At 41.6% G+C, this 16,389-nt stretch carries 14 protein-coding genes and 2 pseudogenes; 4 read left to right on the plus strand and 12 right to left on the minus strand.

The features are described 5' to 3' along the window. Positions 1 to 3 precede the first annotated feature (3 nt). Positions 4 to 1,311, plus strand: a complete 1,308-nt coding sequence (locus V7K97_RS31480) for an MFS transporter (protein WP_334804905.1) — start codon at positions 4 to 6, stop codon at positions 1,309 to 1,311. Positions 1,312 to 1,642: 331 nt separating this feature from the next. Here the strand turns inward: V7K97_RS31480 and V7K97_RS31485 are convergent, their stop codons facing one another. The 3 genes and pseudogenes from V7K97_RS31485 to V7K97_RS31495 all read right to left on the minus strand — a co-directional run. Beyond that, entirely contained in the window at positions 1,643 to 1,999 is a 357-nt protein-coding gene (locus V7K97_RS31485) for a Spx/MgsR family RNA polymerase-binding regulatory protein (protein ID WP_334804906.1), read from the minus strand. A 101-nt stretch (positions 2,000 to 2,100) separates the two neighbouring features. Next, positions 2,101 to 2,298: pseudogene (locus V7K97_RS31490) on the minus strand (DNA-binding response regulator); the annotation flags it as partial. Between the two features lie 219 nt (positions 2,299 to 2,517). Then, positions 2,518 to 2,709: pseudogene (locus V7K97_RS31495) on the minus strand (IS4 family transposase); the annotation flags it as partial. Between the two features lie 68 nt (positions 2,710 to 2,777). On the opposite strand from V7K97_RS31495, the gene V7K97_RS31500 reads away from it, so the two are divergent. Both V7K97_RS31500 and V7K97_RS31505 read left to right on the plus strand, forming a co-directional pair. After that, positions 2,778 to 3,260 carry a sunset domain-containing protein gene (locus V7K97_RS31500; RefSeq protein WP_334804907.1) on the plus strand — a complete coding sequence of 161 codons (483 nt, stop codon included), beginning with the start codon at positions 2,778 to 2,780 and terminating at the stop codon, positions 3,258 to 3,260. A 179-nt stretch (positions 3,261 to 3,439) separates the two neighbouring features. Beyond that, on the plus strand, positions 3,440 to 3,835 hold the full coding sequence (locus V7K97_RS31505; RefSeq protein ID WP_334804909.1) for a hypothetical protein: 396 nt from the start codon (positions 3,440 to 3,442) through the stop codon (positions 3,833 to 3,835). 165 nt (positions 3,836 to 4,000) lie between these two features. On the opposite strand, the gene V7K97_RS31510 is transcribed toward V7K97_RS31505, so the two are convergent. Both V7K97_RS31510 and V7K97_RS31515 read right to left on the minus strand, forming a co-directional pair. Next, positions 4,001 to 4,267, minus strand: a complete 267-nt coding sequence (locus tag V7K97_RS31510) for an Hsp20/alpha crystallin family protein (protein WP_442936926.1) — start codon at positions 4,265 to 4,267, stop codon at positions 4,001 to 4,003. Between the two features lie 377 nt (positions 4,268 to 4,644). Beyond that, positions 4,645 to 5,694: a J domain-containing protein gene (locus V7K97_RS31515; protein ID WP_334804910.1), complete on the minus strand. Its 1,050-nt coding sequence runs from the start codon at positions 5,692 to 5,694 to the stop codon at positions 4,645 to 4,647. 187 nt (positions 5,695 to 5,881) lie between these two features. Here V7K97_RS31515 and V7K97_RS31520 point away from each other — a divergent pair, with 187 nt between their 5' ends. Next, on the plus strand, positions 5,882 to 6,718 hold the full coding sequence (locus V7K97_RS31520; RefSeq protein ID WP_334804911.1) for an LssY C-terminal domain-containing protein: 837 nt from the start codon (positions 5,882 to 5,884) through the stop codon (positions 6,716 to 6,718). Positions 6,719 to 7,049: 331 nt separating this feature from the next. Here V7K97_RS31520 and V7K97_RS31525 read toward each other — a convergent pair whose 3' ends face one another. The 7 genes from V7K97_RS31525 to V7K97_RS31555 form a co-directional block, all read right to left on the minus strand. Further along, a complete protein-coding gene (locus tag V7K97_RS31525) occupies positions 7,050 to 7,418 on the minus strand; it encodes a hypothetical protein (protein ID WP_334804912.1) in 369 nt (122 codons plus the stop codon). A 342-nt stretch (positions 7,419 to 7,760) separates the two neighbouring features. Next, on the minus strand, positions 7,761 to 8,564 hold the full coding sequence (locus V7K97_RS31530; protein WP_334804913.1) for an SDR family NAD(P)-dependent oxidoreductase: 804 nt from the start codon (positions 8,562 to 8,564) through the stop codon (positions 7,761 to 7,763). Positions 8,565 to 9,100: 536 nt separating this feature from the next. Further along, positions 9,101 to 10,837 (minus strand): iron uptake porin, encoded by a 1,737-nt coding sequence (locus V7K97_RS31535; protein WP_334804914.1) that lies wholly within the window; start codon positions 10,835 to 10,837, stop codon positions 9,101 to 9,103. A gap of 621 nt (positions 10,838 to 11,458) precedes the next feature. Further along, positions 11,459 to 13,621: an aminodeoxychorismate synthase component I gene (gene pabB, locus V7K97_RS31540; RefSeq protein WP_334804915.1), complete on the minus strand. Its 2,163-nt coding sequence runs from the start codon at positions 13,619 to 13,621 to the stop codon at positions 11,459 to 11,461. Between the two features lie 390 nt (positions 13,622 to 14,011). After that, complete coding sequence (locus V7K97_RS31545) at positions 14,012 to 15,472, minus strand: hypothetical protein (RefSeq protein ID WP_334804916.1); 1,461 nt, start codon at positions 15,470 to 15,472, stop codon at positions 14,012 to 14,014. An 83-nt stretch (positions 15,473 to 15,555) separates the two neighbouring features. Beyond that, complete coding sequence (locus tag V7K97_RS31550) at positions 15,556 to 15,810, minus strand: DUF7219 family protein (RefSeq protein ID WP_334804917.1); 255 nt, start codon at positions 15,808 to 15,810, stop codon at positions 15,556 to 15,558. A 14-nt stretch (positions 15,811 to 15,824) separates the two neighbouring features. Beyond that, entirely contained in the window at positions 15,825 to 16,361 is a 537-nt protein-coding gene (locus V7K97_RS31555; RefSeq protein ID WP_334804918.1) for a pentapeptide repeat-containing protein, read from the minus strand. Between the last annotated feature and the right edge of the window lie 28 nt (positions 16,362 to 16,389).

Here is a 16,389-nt window from a genome sequence, read left to right on the forward strand (position 1 = left end):
CAAGTGCGTATCTTCATTCTTATTTGGCTTGGTCAAACCGTTTCTCTGATTGGTAGTGGGATGACTGGCTTCGCATTCACTATCTGGGTATGGGAACTAACACATCAGGTTACAGCAATAACGTTGTTTGGTTTGTTTGCACAACTACCACAAATGTTGATTGCCCCTATAGCTGGGTTGATTGTAGATCGTTGGAACCGTAAATATCTGATGATCGTTGGGGATACAGTGAGTGGGATGTTAGCGATCGCAGTCTTACTACTTTATTCAACTAGTCATCTGCAATTATGGCATTTATATATAGCTGTCGCTATCCAAGGTATTTTTGAGGTAATTCAAGAACTCGCTTACTCAACATCCATATCTACAATGATGCCCAAGCAGCACTACAGTCGTGTTAGCAGTCTGAGATTTTTAGCTGATTACGGTTCTAGTATCATTGCGCCAACACTCGCAGGCATCCTCTACTCAGTTATTGGGCTTGTTGGGATATTAATTATTGATATTGTAACTTTTTTATTCGCTGTCACCACAATTTTAGGAGTACATATCCCACAGCCTAGTATGACAACAGTAAACACTCAAACTTTCACTAATTGGAAGCAGGAGATTTACTTTGGTTGGCATTACATTGCTGTACGTCCAAGTTTGTTTGCCATGCTAGTGTTAGCATTTGCATTTACATTTGCCTATGACTTTGGACTCTCAATCTCTTCACCGATGGTTCTAGCACTGACTGGCAATGACACTAAGATATTAGGCACTTTAGCCTCAGCAGCAGGAATTGGTGGAATAGTTGGGGTATTGCTCACCACTAGCTGGGGTGGTTTCAAGCGTCGTATGGATGGGGTGCTACTTGGTATAATCGGTGTTAGTTTGGGTAAAATTATTTTTGGCATAGCTAAAACACCGTTGATTTGGATTCCAGCCCAATTCTGCTCATCTCTCAATTTTCCCATACTTGGTAGTTCCTGTGATGCTATCTGGCTAACCAAGGTTAATCCTCAGATCCAAGGACGTGTTTTTGCGACTTTAAAGGTTGTAACGGTGGTTGCTTCAGCAGTTGCTTACTTGATAGCTGGGCCACTTGCCGACTACATTTTTGAACCTGCAATGATGCCAGATGGTAGTCTTGCACCTATATTGGGCTGGATATTCGGCACGAGAAAAGGTTCGGGTATGGCAGTTTTGTACTTCATCTCTTCGGTAGGTATGTTACTTATTGGCTTAAGTGGATATGCTTTCCGTACTTTGCGTGACGTAGAAACCATACTGCCCGATCATGATGCGACTACAGCAGGGCGCAAATAGAGTTCACCGTGCTGGTGTTACATCTGGAATTAGTGAAGGTTTGGGATCAAAAGCATCAGGATTGGTCGTTTTCCCCTCCGTTTTTATTGCTGGAGGGGGTTTTATGACTTTTGCAATCTCTTTTTGAGGTTGCGATCGCAGAGTACGGTGTTGAAGAAAGATAAGGCTTTGGGGTAATATCATGTCCGCATAATTAGTTATGCTAACCACAGTCAATACACCCCACCCCCAGCCCCTCCCCGCTCTTCGGGAGGGGAGACAAAGCATAGCTTTGGCGGGGGTGGGGTTCTTCGGGTTTAATAAGCAATCAAGCGGACATGATATCAGTGGTTTACGCTAAATCTAATTTTTCTCGAACTATTCCTTCATTTCTAAAGCCTACCAGTACTGCTGTTCCATCTTTGACTAAAAGGGGACGTTTGAGCAGCATTGCGTCGTGACTGAATGCCTCAATCCACTGTTCATCAGTCCAAATCTTCTTTTCATCTCCTAAAGCCCGGTAGGATTGGCCAGAGGTATTTCGCATGGGGGCAAAGCCCAAAGACTTTACCCAGTTCTGGATCTGCTCATGGGTTGGCGGAGTATCTTTAGTGTTGATGAACTCATAGTCAATGTTGTTGTGTTGGAGCCACGTCAAAGCTTTTTTGCAAGTGCCGCAGTTGGGAATGCCGTAGACTTGAATAGACATAAAGTAATTAAGCAACAATCTCCATATATGACATAGTTGGCGTAACTTCTGCCACCAATGCTCCTGCCCTTGAACATCTGCGGTAGAAATTCCAGGTTAGCGATCGCTCTTTCTGATTTGTACATTCGATCGGCGATCGCCTTATCTGTCAAACCCTCTTCAAAAGCCAACCGCAACACTTCCAACCATTCTGGTTTGAGTTCGATTCCCTTTTTGATGTCTTTGGTGTGAGTTGCACCATGAAGTGCCAAATTAACCCGCATTAGCATTTGATCTTCGGGTAATCCTTTGTCTGCGATCGGAATAGCACTAAGAAAAGCCTAAAGGCTTGTGTCGTCTCGTTCCCAGCCTCCAGGCTGGGAATGTATTCTGAGGGGCTGCTGCCTCTTGTCAAGCTACTGGAGGCGGCAGCCCCCCCAGAGTGGGTTAAGAGCCTAGAGGCTCTTAACCAGTTAGAGCAAGGGCTGTATCTTTTCTTAGTGCCATTCGTCTGCGATCGCAAACCCACCCTGATGATTATCAATAAATACTTTTTCAAAAACTGCCGATGGAAATGTCAAAAATCGTTGTGATACCGCTTGTTGACTAACTTTTACGGGATTAAACCACAAAAAACCGTCTCTTGCTAACATTCTTGTCAGTTCTCTGACTCCTGCTACATCTCGCCACAGTAGGATTAACACCGCAGCTATCATCAATGGTAAATTCAGTTGGAGTAATGAAGTCAGTATCGGGTAAAATATTGGGAATTAAATATTAGAATTAGAGAATTAACCGCATGAACAATCAACTTAAAGCTCGTAACCTGAGCATGGTAGTGACGTTAATTACAGTGCTGATGCTAGGTAGTTGTAGTCCCAAACCTGAAGAATCTACTAGTACTACGTCTCAAACACCAACTGCTGTTGCTCCAGCTAGTCCTGCGTCTAGTACAGCAGCTAGTCCTGCGTCTAGTACAGCAGCTAGTCCTGTTCCTAGTACAGCAGCTAGTCCTGTTCCTGGAAATACAACTTCTAGCTCTAAGAAGCCAGCATTGGCGGGGAATAAAACAGCTGTTTTAGCAGCAGCACAAAATCTAGGGGTGAAACCACAAAGCGAAACAACTTGCCCAAGTGATGCACTGGTAAAAGGCAAGATTACGAAGAAGAGAGGCAACATTTATCACGTTCCTAAAACCTTAGATTATGAAACAGTAAAACCGGATATTTGTTTTAAAGATACGAATACAGCACAACTTGCTGGTTTCCGTGCGCCTAAGTGATCTAAACAGGGCAAAGGCAGTTGTTTTAAAACTGACCAAATCAATACATCCTACTTTCGCTCCTATTGCTACGTAAGTTGGAAGTGTAGTAGATAAATAGTGGCACTGATTGATGAGCGATTGTGCAAACTGCCTGCTGAAAAGCAATCGCACTCAGTGACTTTAGTCATGTTTAACTGGTGACATTTGCTAGATATCTTTTCTTGATTATGCAGAATATATTGGCAATATACAAGTTAAGTAAAACAAGGACTAAAGGATATATGAACCGCTTAAAATCTCTTCTTCTTGGTGGTTTATTAGCTTCTGTTTCAATTGCTGCTCTTTCAACTCATGCTAATGCTTCTGTTGTGAATTTTCGCAATGAACATTTAAATACTAATACTATTGCTTTTAATAACGCTAAACTAATTCGTGAGCGTCAATTGCATGAACAGCAGCTTCGTGAACAAAAAGCTCGTGAATTACGTGAGCGCCAAGCTCGTGAACAAAAGGCTCGTGAATTACGTGAGCGCCAAGCTCGTGAACAAAAGGCTCGTGAATTACGTGAGCGCCAAGCTCGTCTTCATCACTAAAATTTTAATTTCTACTTGCTCTGCGATCGCCCCCGCCCAATCAAGCGAGGAAAAAAGCGTAGGCGCAGCCCCAAAAAGTAGACATCGCATACAAAAGAGCTTGGTCATCTCATAACCAAGCTCTTAGCTATCTCAATTAATCATTGGAGGTAGAGTAATTTCAGACTATGCAGCAGAAAGTTCAAGATTAACCTTGACAACTTTGTTCTTTTCTTGCTCGGATTTGGGCAGTGTCAAGTTCAAGATACCGTCTTTATAATCTGCGGTGACATTGGTGTTTTGAACCCTAGCAGGTAGAGGAATTACACGTTGGAATTTACCATAGTAGAATTCGCTCTTGGTAGTGCCATTGTTTTCGGTTTTAGTTTCAGACTTGCGCTCACCGCTAATGTGAACATTACATCGGTGAAATTCGGTTATTAGATTTAAGATAAGCTGATGTGCAGCTAAATTGTATATAGCGTTTCCTAATCAAATGAGGTACACCATATCCCCCTCTCGAAGAGCGGGGAGGGGGTTGGGGGTGGGGTTCTTGTACCTCACTCAACTGAGAACCGCTATAACACGAAAACGTAAAATTATTGTAGTGCGGGCAACATGGGCGCATCGCATATACAAATTAAATACGCAACAGCTTATCACTCGTGGCTAAATTGACAACTATCTTTTTATTTGTGGAATTAAGTAAACATCCGTGATTAAGATTAATATGTTTTTTAATTGACATAGTTCTGTGAAATCCTTTGAATTTGATTAGATGAGCTACAAATCTACAAACCAAGCTAAAACTTGTTAAGAAAAATCAATTACTATCTCATTAATTCTGACAACATCTGCTCAAGAATATCTGACATAATTTCCTCGTCTAAGGAGTGCAGAGTTGGTGGGCCACCAAGAAATTCTTTGATAGTGATCTTCTGTTCTCTAAAGTCCTTGACAAAATCCCGAATCTGAGAAACAACGTTAATTTGATTGTCTATCGTTTCTACCATAATAGCCATCGAGTCAATGCCTTTTTTAGCAGCTTTGCGAGAATCAGAAACCATTGTTCCTTCGGGAGTATTTTTTACCAAACGTAGTTCCCGTTTCAAATTTTCATATTGAGTCAGGAGAATTTGATTTTGCTGTTCTATAGTTCGACATTTACGAGTTAAATCATCTTCGCTATTAAGATCAATAATTTCTCCCACTTGGTGAAGGCGCTCAATTTCTAGAAGTCTTGCCAAATCGCCTTCTTGGTAGGCTTGATTGATTGATTTCATGATTTCTGTATGATCTGTCTGTGTCTCGCTGTCTTTTACCTTGTCAGGGTGGAAGATTTCAGCTAACCTCAGAAATGTTTCACGAATTTTTCTCTTAGACTCTGTTCTAGTTACAGACTGAGATTCTACAGATTCTTGTGCTTGCCAATGTTGATGGCGACCTTCAGCAGTTTCCCTGGAAAAATCTGATTCTGGTTCGGGGTTGTCAAACAATTCGTCTAGCTCTTTATTGAATTGTTTGGCATTTGGTTTGAGACTGATGATTCCTGTCAACTGGAGATTGAGGTAAACTGCCTCTATGTTTTTTAGAGTTTGTTTCCCAAACTTTCTAGTAGTAAAGATTTCATCAAATAGAGCATGAATATCCTGGTCTAACTCAGCCATTTTTTGAAAGCTGGGACTAGCTTGATGAAATATTTCTGTGGCGAAAATTCGCGTCTGTTCAACAAAGTTATTCAGTTCTGTCCGTTTTCTCTTAATCTGCTTGAGTAGCGATTGGTGTGATTTTTCTAGAAACTGTAAGCGGATATGTAATTGAGAGAGCGCCAGTGGAGTTGTAACAGTCGAGTGGGATGAAGGTGGGGTTTTTCGAGGCATAGAAGATTTATGCTTTTTCAAGGGAAAAAACTCTAACGACAATTGACACCTTAATAATGATACCTGAATGTGTACTGAGATTAATTTCCTGGAGATAGCTGTGCTTGTAACTGCTGCACTTGTTCTACGTTGACAAGAGTGCGATGATTAATTGAAAAAGTCAATATAGCTTGGTCAGCGAATTCAAATGCAACAAGCCCATAACTCAAATAGTGATGCACGCCCAAAACATCGACATTGGTTTTGGTATATTTTTGGGACGTTAGTTGGTTTATTCGGCTTATATGGACTGATGAGTTATGTCGTTTTACCAGCGCTGTGGCGTCACTACGAACATAACCCCAAGCTGGAACATTCTCCGAAAACGACGCAAACGGCAGAAGGGATCTCTGGAGATCCTTTGAATATTGGATTTGTCGGTACAACAGCAGAAGTGGTGCAGACGCTACTGGCAGCAGGCTGGTATCCGGCAGACCCGATCACCTTACGCTCAAGTGTTGGAATTGCTAAAAGTGTTCTCCTCAAGAATTCTTACCCAACTGCACCTGTAAGTAATTTATATCTGTGGGGACGCAAACAGGATTTAGCTTTTGAACTACCTATAGGAAACAATGCCAAAACTAGACATCACGTTCGCTTGTGGCAATCAAACAACCTGAATGCTGATAGTAGACCCTTATGGTTAGGTTCAGCAACATTTGACCAAAGCGTGGAACTTAGCCACCGCACAGGACAGATTACTCACCATATTGATGCAGACATTGATGAAGAAAGAGATAACGTAATTAAAAGTATTGAAAAGACACACCACATTGCCCAATTATATCAAGTCACAGGTATAGGGGCCACATGGCTTGGTCGTAACGGAGGAGGTGACAGATATTATACAGATGGCGAACTAACTATTTGTGTACTTTCAATGAATAATATTGCTCAAACAAAACCATCAACTTATTCACCATCACCAGAGCCTGTTCAGTTCAAAAATAAACTGTGGTCATGGCTGCGACACTATTTTAAATAGCTCAACTCAAGAAAACAGGGATTTTAATATTAGTCCCAAGGCGACATCATCAACGGTCTAAACGAATCCTTAAGGCTTGTGAGACAAGATTGCAAAAATGCGCTTCAATTGCTCACATTCTTTCTTGTTTCATACTGGAAGTATTGGCACTATTCAGTTCACAGACTAATACAACTAATCTAACCGTTTCATGACGCTGATTAAAATCAACATTGATGTTACATCTCCAATTTAAAAACATGCAGTTTTGCATTTATCGCGTAGAGTGTAACTCGATGGATGGGCTTCGTACCTCAGCCCATCCTACCGCGCTTGAGTGCAAACGACATTCTTATCTCGGTTTGCAGGTTGCGGTAAGTTCTACATTGTAGAAAGTCCCTGGTTTGGGATTAATTGAACGCAACTCTTGGATAAAAGCATTAAATCTGCTTGTGCTTATGCCGAAGCCAGCTTCAGCACAAGCAGATAAACCTCCTTCGATGGGAATAGATCCGACGCTGGGACTATATACAATGAATTTATCGACGGTGCTAGTGCCAACTGCAAACCCGATAACCTGGCGAACTGTTCGCAAAACGGCATTATCTAAGGAACCACCAATACTGCCAATACTGATATTAACCGCACGACTTTCAGCCACAGCGGGCGCGCTAATCGACAATATTGCCCCGACAATCATGAAACAGGTGAACTTTTTCATTTTCCTCTCCTCCAAAAAATTGAAAAACTAATAATTAGGTTTCGACATGGATGAAGTACATCAGAGATGCCAGCCATTTGGAGATTACTTCAGCATTACGTCTTTCCTTTTCTGAAGAATGTTAATTTCTTAAAAATTCTTTATAAAATCGCATAGCTGACAATACTGGAAATGGGATCAAAATCCATCCTAATTCTTGAGATAATTCATCAATGCGAATGCTACAGAGCAATTAACCAAATCATAGATTTGGCAATCTTCAATTAGTGGTGGTCTAAATCCCCACCAAGAGTGATTCTGAGTTCTGAATTCTGACTTCTGAATTCTTCTTTATCAGCAGCTTTAGAAGAGTATTCCGCCGTCAACAGCGAGCGTGCTGCCAGTGATATAGGAAGCGTCATCAGAGACTAAAAATGTGACAGCTGCGGCAATTTCTTGCGGTTGAGCCAGACGCTGCAATGATATCTTGCTCTTGAGCAAAGCATCGGGCGATACGTTCTGTAGAGATGGGTGTGTATAACGCTTCGCATTCTCTTGCGCCATGTCTGTCGCTGTGCCGCCTGGTGCGATCGCGTTGATGGTGATTCCACGCTCTCCCAACTCAGGAGCCAAATTGAGTACCATCGCCGAAACAGCAGCTTTGCTTGCAGCATAGAGCGTGTGATACAAGACCGACTTCCCCGCACTGATAGAGGAAGTCAGCACGATCCGTCCACCAGATGTCAGGTAGCGAGCAGCAGCCTGGGTGACAAATAGTTGACCGGCAACATTCAAACTGAACACGCGATCGAAATCTTCCGGGGTAATCTCCTCCAGCTTGCCGAAATACTCAATCCCAGCATTACTGACCAGAATATCGAGTTGACCGTACTTCTCAACGGCTTTTGTCACCAACTGCTGAATTTGGTCAACTCGACTCATATCTGCTTGGATCGCCGTGGCTTCGCCACCCTGTTGCTTAATTTGCTTAACAACTTCTTCAGCTTTCTCAGGGCTACTACTGTAATTGACGATTACTTTAGCGCCTTCGTGCGACAATTTTATTGCAATCTCTTTGCCAATTCCCCGACTCGATCCGGTAATAATGGCGACTTTTCCTTCTAGCTTTTTCATTTGTAACTCCTTTGTTCGTTGATATATCTGCACTCGAATTACTGACCGACTTCCACAGCTACCACGTCGAAGAAGTCATAGCCCGGATTTCTCACAAAGCTTAGACCTCTTGCATAAATCAAACAATTTGAACCCCACCCCGCCAAAGCTACGCTTTGTCTCCCCTCCCCTTGCTAACTACCGTGTCACAAGTCATCGAATTACCCCCCTTAATACCCCCGATATATTGGGGGGAGACTGGAAATCTAGTTCCCTCCCCAATACATACGGGGAGGGTTAGGGTGGGGTATTAGGGACTTTTGCAAGAGGTCTATTCATTTTCACCAAATATTTAAGGAGTCATTTACCAAGAAAGGCTCCAGCGCTGGAGGCAGAAGGCAGAAGGGAATTCTGATTCCTGCTCACAGAGAGTGACCGTAGGGAACAAGGGTTTAAGACCCCCACCAAATTTTTAATTTGGTGGCTCCTATTCAGGAGGGGTCTGAATCCCCAACTGAGGCGAACCTTCTGCCTTCTGCCTTCTTCAATGTCTCTAGCCGTACTACCCTACAGCAAATTGTTGTAAACCTTTAGAAGGTGAAGGTAGTTCTCAGGGTACCAATGATTGCATCATCGTTGTTGCCAGCAACTTGACCAGGATTGGTTAACCAAATTACCCCAGGAGTAATAGAAATGTTGTCCGTCACGCGATATTTATAGAAACCTTCAAAGTGGTATGGCTTATCACCAGCGCTACCTCCAACATAAGGTTCAACACCTGCGAAAATTCCTAAAACGTTGCCTTTTTTACCTAAGTCTGGTAAAGCTATCCCAGCTCCATAACTCCAAACTTCAGAGCCATTATTAGCACGATTACCAAGTCCTGTGATGTCGCTGTAAACCGCAAAGCCACTAATAGAGATTTTGTCACTAGGTTTAAAAGCAGCCTCCAAACCGTAGGAATTACTTATATATGGATTGGTACCACCTAAAAAGTTAGCTTGTGCAGTACCGACTACAGCAGTTGTATTGGCGGAGCCTCCATCGAATAAAAGAGTACCACTAGCATTATAAGCGTTGACGTAGGTTGCAGCTAAAGAGAAGTGATTGCCTACATTTAAGTTCAACTGTCCTAAAGCAGCATAGTTACCGTTGAATAAACCCGTATTTAGACCAGGGTTATTCGCTTGAGATCCCAAGTAACCCAAGGTTAATGAAGGTTGGAAACCACCACTGCCTTTACCAAAGACTAAGTTAACGCCAGCACCAGAACCGCCACCAATCCGATAGATGGGGCTTTCGGAGGCAAAGGTAGACAAAGCACCGTTACCGCCATCAAAATCCTGAAAGTATGGGTTGACGGTAGGAACGTAATCGCTCTGAATACCTCCACTAGCAGCTATGTAAATTTGGGATTTGCCAAGGGGGAAGTAATAGGCCAACCAGTCTATAGCAACACCGTTGTTGGTGGTAGGGGAGAGGTTAAAGGTTTGAGTCCCTTCAAATGTGCCATTTCGTAAATTCAAGGGAAGTCCATTACCAGCTGCAAGCCTAGTATGCAAAGTATCTTTACCTGTGAAGCTGGTTTGCAAGTCTAAACGCACCCTGTCTTGGAAAACAGTGTTGCTGTTGCTGTTGTTGCCAAAGTTGTTGGTGACAGCAAAAATTGCTTCGCCAACCAGCTTGGTTGTAGTAGAAAATTGATGTGCTTCTAGTTCAGCAGTCCGTGTTTCTAGAGAATCTACTCGACCACGCAGAGTTGCCAGTTCTCCCGAAAATTCCTCTTGCAAACGCTGGAGAGTTGACAAATCCTGTTTTGTCACCAAGCCCGAAGTTGCTGTCGCAATCAGTTCATTAACCCGATCTAAACAAGCATTCAAACCTGCGGCAAACTCATAACGAGTCAGTGCCCGATTGCCACGGAAAGTGCTATTGGGGTATCCTGCGATACAACCATAGCGTTCAACCAGGGATTGCAAAGCTTGGAATGCCCAGTCAGTCGGCTGTACATCAGAAAATTGAGAAACTGATGTGACTTGAGATAGTGAATTCTGGTTATTGCCTTCGCTGCTGTAGCTGTTAACTTCTTCTAAAACTTTATTATCATCAGTCTTTTGGGCAACCAACTGCCGATTAACTTTTGGTTGCTCTGTTTGAATGAATATTGAAGCAGCAGAAGCTATTGGTGCTTCTGTTTGAGTAATTTTTGCCTTTGTATCTTCAGAAGAGCTTGCTACTTCAGTCGCCATAGCTCTAGCGCAAACCAACACTGTCACTCCCAAAACTACTGGACTTAATACCAAAGTTTTCCACAATAGATGAGACATTTTTTATTTTCCTTTTCCAAAAAATACCCGAAATCAGTGGGTTGAAGAAAAAGAGAATAAGCGATTATTCTTCTTATTAAAAATCTTATCAGATTGCTGTTACCTCAGCTATATCTAAGAGAATTTTCCCGGATGAAGAATCGTAAAGTTTTGCAGATGGATTCTTTGCCAAAGATAACGGTTATACAGGATTTTAGCTCGAACTTTTGGTATTTATTGACTTTATCTTCTTGTTTTTAGCCATGATTTGTGGTAGATACTTTTTCTCTTTAAATTTATTCCTTAATCAATAAAGTGTGTTTATGAATGAGGCTTTAATTATCAATAGACATCTCCGAAAAAGAATGTAGAGACGTAGCAGTGCTACGTCTCTACAAGGGTTCTGGGTAACACATATTTAATTGATGGAGATGTCTAGTAATTATTGATTATTAATTTTTTTGACCCTCCACTCTGGGGAATGTCGGATATAAATCAATGCCGTTCATTTCAGCCCAAAATCCTTGATATAGAAAGCCTAAAAAAAGGTGTAGGTTGGGTTTCGTTCCTCAACCCAACCTACGAATATTCAAAACCTACGCAGTATGGATACACATTTCCATCCTTTTTTAAGCCCCTGATTTACGCGGTTAATTTTTCATAACTATCAACAGTTGTTGTTTCTAATCCCAGAATGGAATACATATCTGCTTCAGATGTTCCGTGCATCGTCAGAACCAGAGCATCAATTAAAGCTTTGGCTTTAAGCAGCGTTTCCTGAAACTCCATTTCCGGCTCAGAAAGTGCTACGATTCCGCCACCAATACCAATGGAAGTTTGATGAGGAGTTAAAACAGCAGTGCGAATGACAATATTTAAGTCGGCTGAACCATTCAAACCCAAAAAGCCGATCGCACCTGAATACACTCCCCGCGCTTCTTGTTCCAGGCGATCGATAATTTGCATGGTGCGGATTTTGGGCGCACCAGTCATCGATCCTCCGGGAAATGCAGCCCGCACGCAATCCACCGCTTGTAAGTCTGAACGTAACCGCCCGCGTACCGTTGTCACCAACTGATGTAGTGTTGGGTATGTTTCCACATCCATTAATTTTGGTACATGGACACTACCAATTTCACAGACTCGTCCCAAATCATTGCGTAACAAATCGACAATCATCAGATTTTCAGCCCGATCTTTTTCGCTGTTGCGTAGCCTCTCACGGAGGACGAAATCGGCATCGGGGGTTTCTCCTCGGTGTAGAGTTCCCTTAATGGGCTTAGTTTCTACCCATCCTTGACGGTCAATTCGTAGAAACCTTTCTGGAGATGAACAGGCGATCGCAATGTCACCAAAACGTAAAAATGTAGAGTAAGGAGCAGGATTGATTTTACGTAATGTGCGATAGAACGTCAATGGATCGGGGATTGTATCGGTGTAAAGCTGATTCGTCAGGCAAACTTGATAGGTTTCCCCTTCGTGAATTTCATCCAAGCACTGGTGAATATCTTGAATGTAATTTTGGTAATTGCGACTCAAACGGAATTTAACTGGCTGACAATTTTCCTGGGGTATAAGAGAAGAAAGAGGATTTAAAGTTTCGAGTTGTTGTTGGATAGTATCAAACCAAGTTTCTACCTGTTCTGTTTGTCCTTTTTTGATTAATTGCAGCAAATAAAGACACTGTTCTTGATGATCGATAGCAATCATGCGATCGGCAAGTAAGAAAATTGCATCAGGTAATGGTGAAGAATGCACCACTGACGATCCACACTCGGCTTTAAGTTCATAGCCAAAATAGCCAATAAACCCACAATTAAAATCAAAAGGTAACTCATCACATTGACAAAATCGGCAGTCTATTTCTCGCTTCAAATACTCAAAAATACTTTCGCTGCGACGAGTCACGGTATCTGACTGGGTGATGATAATTTCTTGCGTTTGGGTATGATATCGCACCAATAGACTGTTTACCCCGCTTCCATCACCCATAAACGAAAAGCGAGATAGACCAAATTCCACACGACTGCTATCTAACCAAAAAGCATTCGGTGCATCTTCAAACAGTTGTACAAATATTTGTTCTGTATTTGGGCAGATATCTAACTTGCGCGTATACAATTCAAATTTTTCTTCCTGTTCTTCGCAGGGTTCATCTATAGCAGGAGTAACAGATTCATATCCAATGCGATACTGTTTTTTTGGACTTCTTGAGGATTTATCTGGAAATTGTAGCGTAATATCTCGAAAGTTTTCTAGTAATCTTTCTCCATATTCTGTACAAATAGACTCTGGGTGAAACTGCACACCCCAAAAAGGTAAATGGCGATGACGCAATCCCATCACCAATCCTTCTTCAGTCCAAGCAATTTTTTCTAGACACTCAGGTAGTTCATCAGCAACTAACAATGAGTGATAACGCACCACAGAAAACTGGCTGGGAATACCTTGGAATAACTTTGAATTATTATGATAAATTTTACTGAGTCTACCGTGTCGAACTTCCGGTGCATGAATCACTCTTCCACCATGTAAGTAGCCAAGTCCTTGATGCCCTAGACAAACTCCCAACAAGGGCACATCCACATTCTCAATTATTTGCCGGCAGACTCCAAAATCTTCTGATCTTTCTGGACGACCGGGACCAGGTGAAATTACAATGTTGTCAAATGCAATTTCTTTCAATTCATCCCAGTTAAGCTGATCGTTACGAATTACCAGAGGCAGTTCCCCATTTATCTCGGCAATCATTTGGTAAAGATTAAAGGTATAAGAGTCATAGTTATCAATAATTAACGTTTGCATACATAGTCAATTAGCTAGCACATAGAAGGTTTTTGCATCTAGAATACCACCTAGATAATACCAATTCTATGTGAGGCTGTGCTTTATTGTTCTAGGGGCAATTCATGAATTGCCCCTACATATTCAGGACTTACGCACAGGTAACGGAAAATCGAACCACAGAGAAGCCAGTGCGCCCTAGCGGGTTCCCCGACTTGTTCGCGCAGCGTCTCCCCCTGGGAGAAGCAACTGGCGCGACGCAGAGTACACGGAGGAATAGGAGTTTAAGAAGTTTCTTGCGTAAGTCCTAATATTGTAATTTTGCGTAAGTTCTATAGTCGCATCTTCAAAAGAAAAGGGTTTAAGAAAATTTTCCCGCATGAATGATGGCTTGTTTGCCAAAGGTCGCATTTATACGAGAATTTCACTCGCTCTTGTGCCATTTCTAGACTTTACCTTCTTGTTTTTAACCCGGATTTGTGGTAAGTCCTTTTTATCTTTGTAAAAGTAACAGATTTCCACTAGAGTTGGCCAGATTTCTAGAGAACCGTGAAATTGGCTAATGACATCATCGATAATTCTGGAAACATTTTGCTGAAAAAAGTCTGGTTCAAATCCGTAAAATACTCTCGATAAATTCTCAGCAAATAATTGAAGAGATAGCTTACGTTCTTCATTCTGGGCAGAGATTGAGGCTTTGATTACCTGTCTGTGGATAGCAGCGATTTTTTCTAGGATTTCCTCAGAGTCTTGTAAAGTCACCTCGCCAGAATAATCAAACTTGATTCCCAAGTCATCAAGATGATAAACACTGCTTTTAATCTTCCTTTTGAGGAGGCTACATATTTCCTCATTAAAGAGTTCACTAGCGAGAGGATTACGCATATAGTTATTTCTAATATGGTTTTGAACAGCATCAACGTGTGCAGCCACAATGCCCTCTTGCTGTATCCAAATTCTATAGATATAATCTTCAAACCTGAGTCGAGTGGGAAAAAATGGTGGTAAACCTAGCTGATTATCATATCCAGCGACTCCACAATCCATTCTCCAGTTTTTGTTAGTAATAACAGGTCTAAAATTAGTAAGAATATAAAAATCGTTCAGGTCATTTGGACTAATTTGATTTTCATCATTGAGATACATGTGAATAAAATCAAGTGTATCGATATCATTAGTTCCGGTGCGAAAAGTCTGGGCAATTTTGACGATGGCATTATTCAATACTCTCCCTGGTTGTAATACCAGACTGTTCTCTCGAAAGTAACCCTTGGTGGTGTTGGTTTCTAAATCCATTGCTGTATCAACAACCAATTCTCCAGCCTCGAAGTTTTCTGGTACATGGCTGGCTTTTTTACCTAAAACATCACCAAAAGCCGTGAGTAAGTCAAAAGATTTATGGACGTAGCCACCTTGTTGGTTAGACTTGATTAATTTTCCTCGACATATTTCATCACCTGATAAAGATTCTGGGCTAGTTTCAATTAATGCATCTGGTCGCATATCGTCATCTGCACTAACCATTAAATGCCCAAGGGTATACATCAGCGTGAAGTTACGATTTCCTCCATAGCTGGGTCGAAATAAGTTTTTGACTAGTGATTCTAGCTTGCGATCGCGCAGTCTTTCGTTTAAAAATGTAATAAATTGCTCTTTCTCTTGAGGTCCGACATAAAACAAGTCATTGACTGTCTTAGTCTGTTCTAAAAGTGGGTAATATTTCTCGTGGTTGGCAATACTGGAATCATCAAAGACGATCATTTTTACAGCATGACCATTTGCCCAGAAATTCTCGTCATACTTTTCGATGGTCTGTGCTACATCTCTCAGTCGATGAGTCGGAATCACAAATATCGTCTCTTTCTGTTTCATAAAATTTGTTCAGGTTTCTCAAGTAAAATTTCAAAACTTCAAGGTGATCAGCCAATCACTACATCCAGGATTAGTCAACTAAATTAAACTGATAGATCGCTACCAATTCCCAGCTTATTTTTACTCACCTCCAACTGTTTCCAAAGTGCTTCAATTTTACTGAAAGCTTCTTCTGGAGATAATTTGCCACCAGTTTCTAAGCTAGTAATATAACTAATTCTTTGAGAAAACTCTTGGAGGTTGGCATTAAAGACTAAGTTCTTTGGCTCAAATTTACCGTGGTAGCGATCGCGAGGGTAGAGAAAGCGATTTTTATCTTCATCATTTGGTTGTAGCATTAATTTACTCCTGATTACAAGCTGAATTTTTGATTTATTTGGGGCTGATTGCAGCGACCTGATATAGTCCCATTTGGTAATACTGTTTCGCAGAAATTGACAGAATTGTGACCCTGGATATCATGGTTTTTTGAAGCTTTCATGAGATTTGCATAACTAAGATTTGCATTTCTAAAATCGGTTCCTTCTAGGTTGGATGCTGACAAGTTTGCCTTTTGTAAATCAGCATCACTTAGCAATGTATTCTTGAGGATAGCTCCAGTTAAATCGGCTCCTTGTAGATTTGCTTGCCGAATATCTGCCCACTCTAAATTTGCATACCGGAGATTAGTATTTTTCAGGTTAGCTCCCTGAAGATTTGCCGATCGCAAGTCAACTCGCTCTAAGTTTGCCCCGGAAAAATTCACTTTCGATAAATTACATCCGAAACATTTTCTTGTTTCTTGAAGCTGTTGAATTCCATGCTGTCGAAGCAAGTCGTTACCTTGGCTAACTAAGGAGGGAGTCAGGACAAACGGTATCGGAATCAGGAGTCGAAAAAGGGGATTCATAAATACAAACTCCAGTCTAAAAATGAGG

This window comes from Nostoc sp. (genome assembly GCF_036917815.1).
Lineage (GTDB): Bacteria > Cyanobacteriota > Cyanobacteriia > Cyanobacteriales > Nostocaceae > Nostoc.

Coding starts and splice junctions, on each gene's coding strand:
- V7K97_RS31485 (WP_334804906.1), bottom strand. CDS start 1,999: ATGTCTATTCAAGTCTACGGCATTCCCAACTGCGGCACTTGCAAAAAA.
- V7K97_RS31500 (WP_334804907.1), top strand. CDS start 2,778: ATGAACAATCAACTTAAAGCTCGTAACCTGAGCATGGTAGTGACGTTA.
- V7K97_RS31515 (WP_334804910.1), bottom strand. CDS start 5,694: ATGCCTCGAAAAACCCCACCTTCATCCCACTCGACTGTTACAACTCCA.
- V7K97_RS31520 (WP_334804911.1), top strand. CDS start 5,882: ATGCAACAAGCCCATAACTCAAATAGTGATGCACGCCCAAAACATCGA.
- V7K97_RS31525 (WP_334804912.1), bottom strand. CDS start 7,418: ATGAAAAAGTTCACCTGTTTCATGATTGTCGGGGCAATATTGTCGATT.
- V7K97_RS31535 (WP_334804914.1), bottom strand. CDS start 10,837: ATGTCTCATCTATTGTGGAAAACTTTGGTATTAAGTCCAGTAGTTTTG.
- pabB (WP_334804915.1), bottom strand. CDS start 13,621: ATGCAAACGTTAATTATTGATAACTATGACTCTTATACCTTTAATCTT.
- V7K97_RS31545 (WP_334804916.1), bottom strand. CDS start 15,472: ATGAAACAGAAAGAGACGATATTTGTGATTCCGACTCATCGACTGAGA.
- V7K97_RS31550 (WP_334804917.1), bottom strand. CDS start 15,810: ATGCTACAACCAAATGATGAAGATAAAAATCGCTTTCTCTACCCTCGC.
- V7K97_RS31555 (WP_334804918.1), bottom strand. CDS start 16,361: ATGAATCCCCTTTTTCGACTCCTGATTCCGATACCGTTTGTCCTGACT.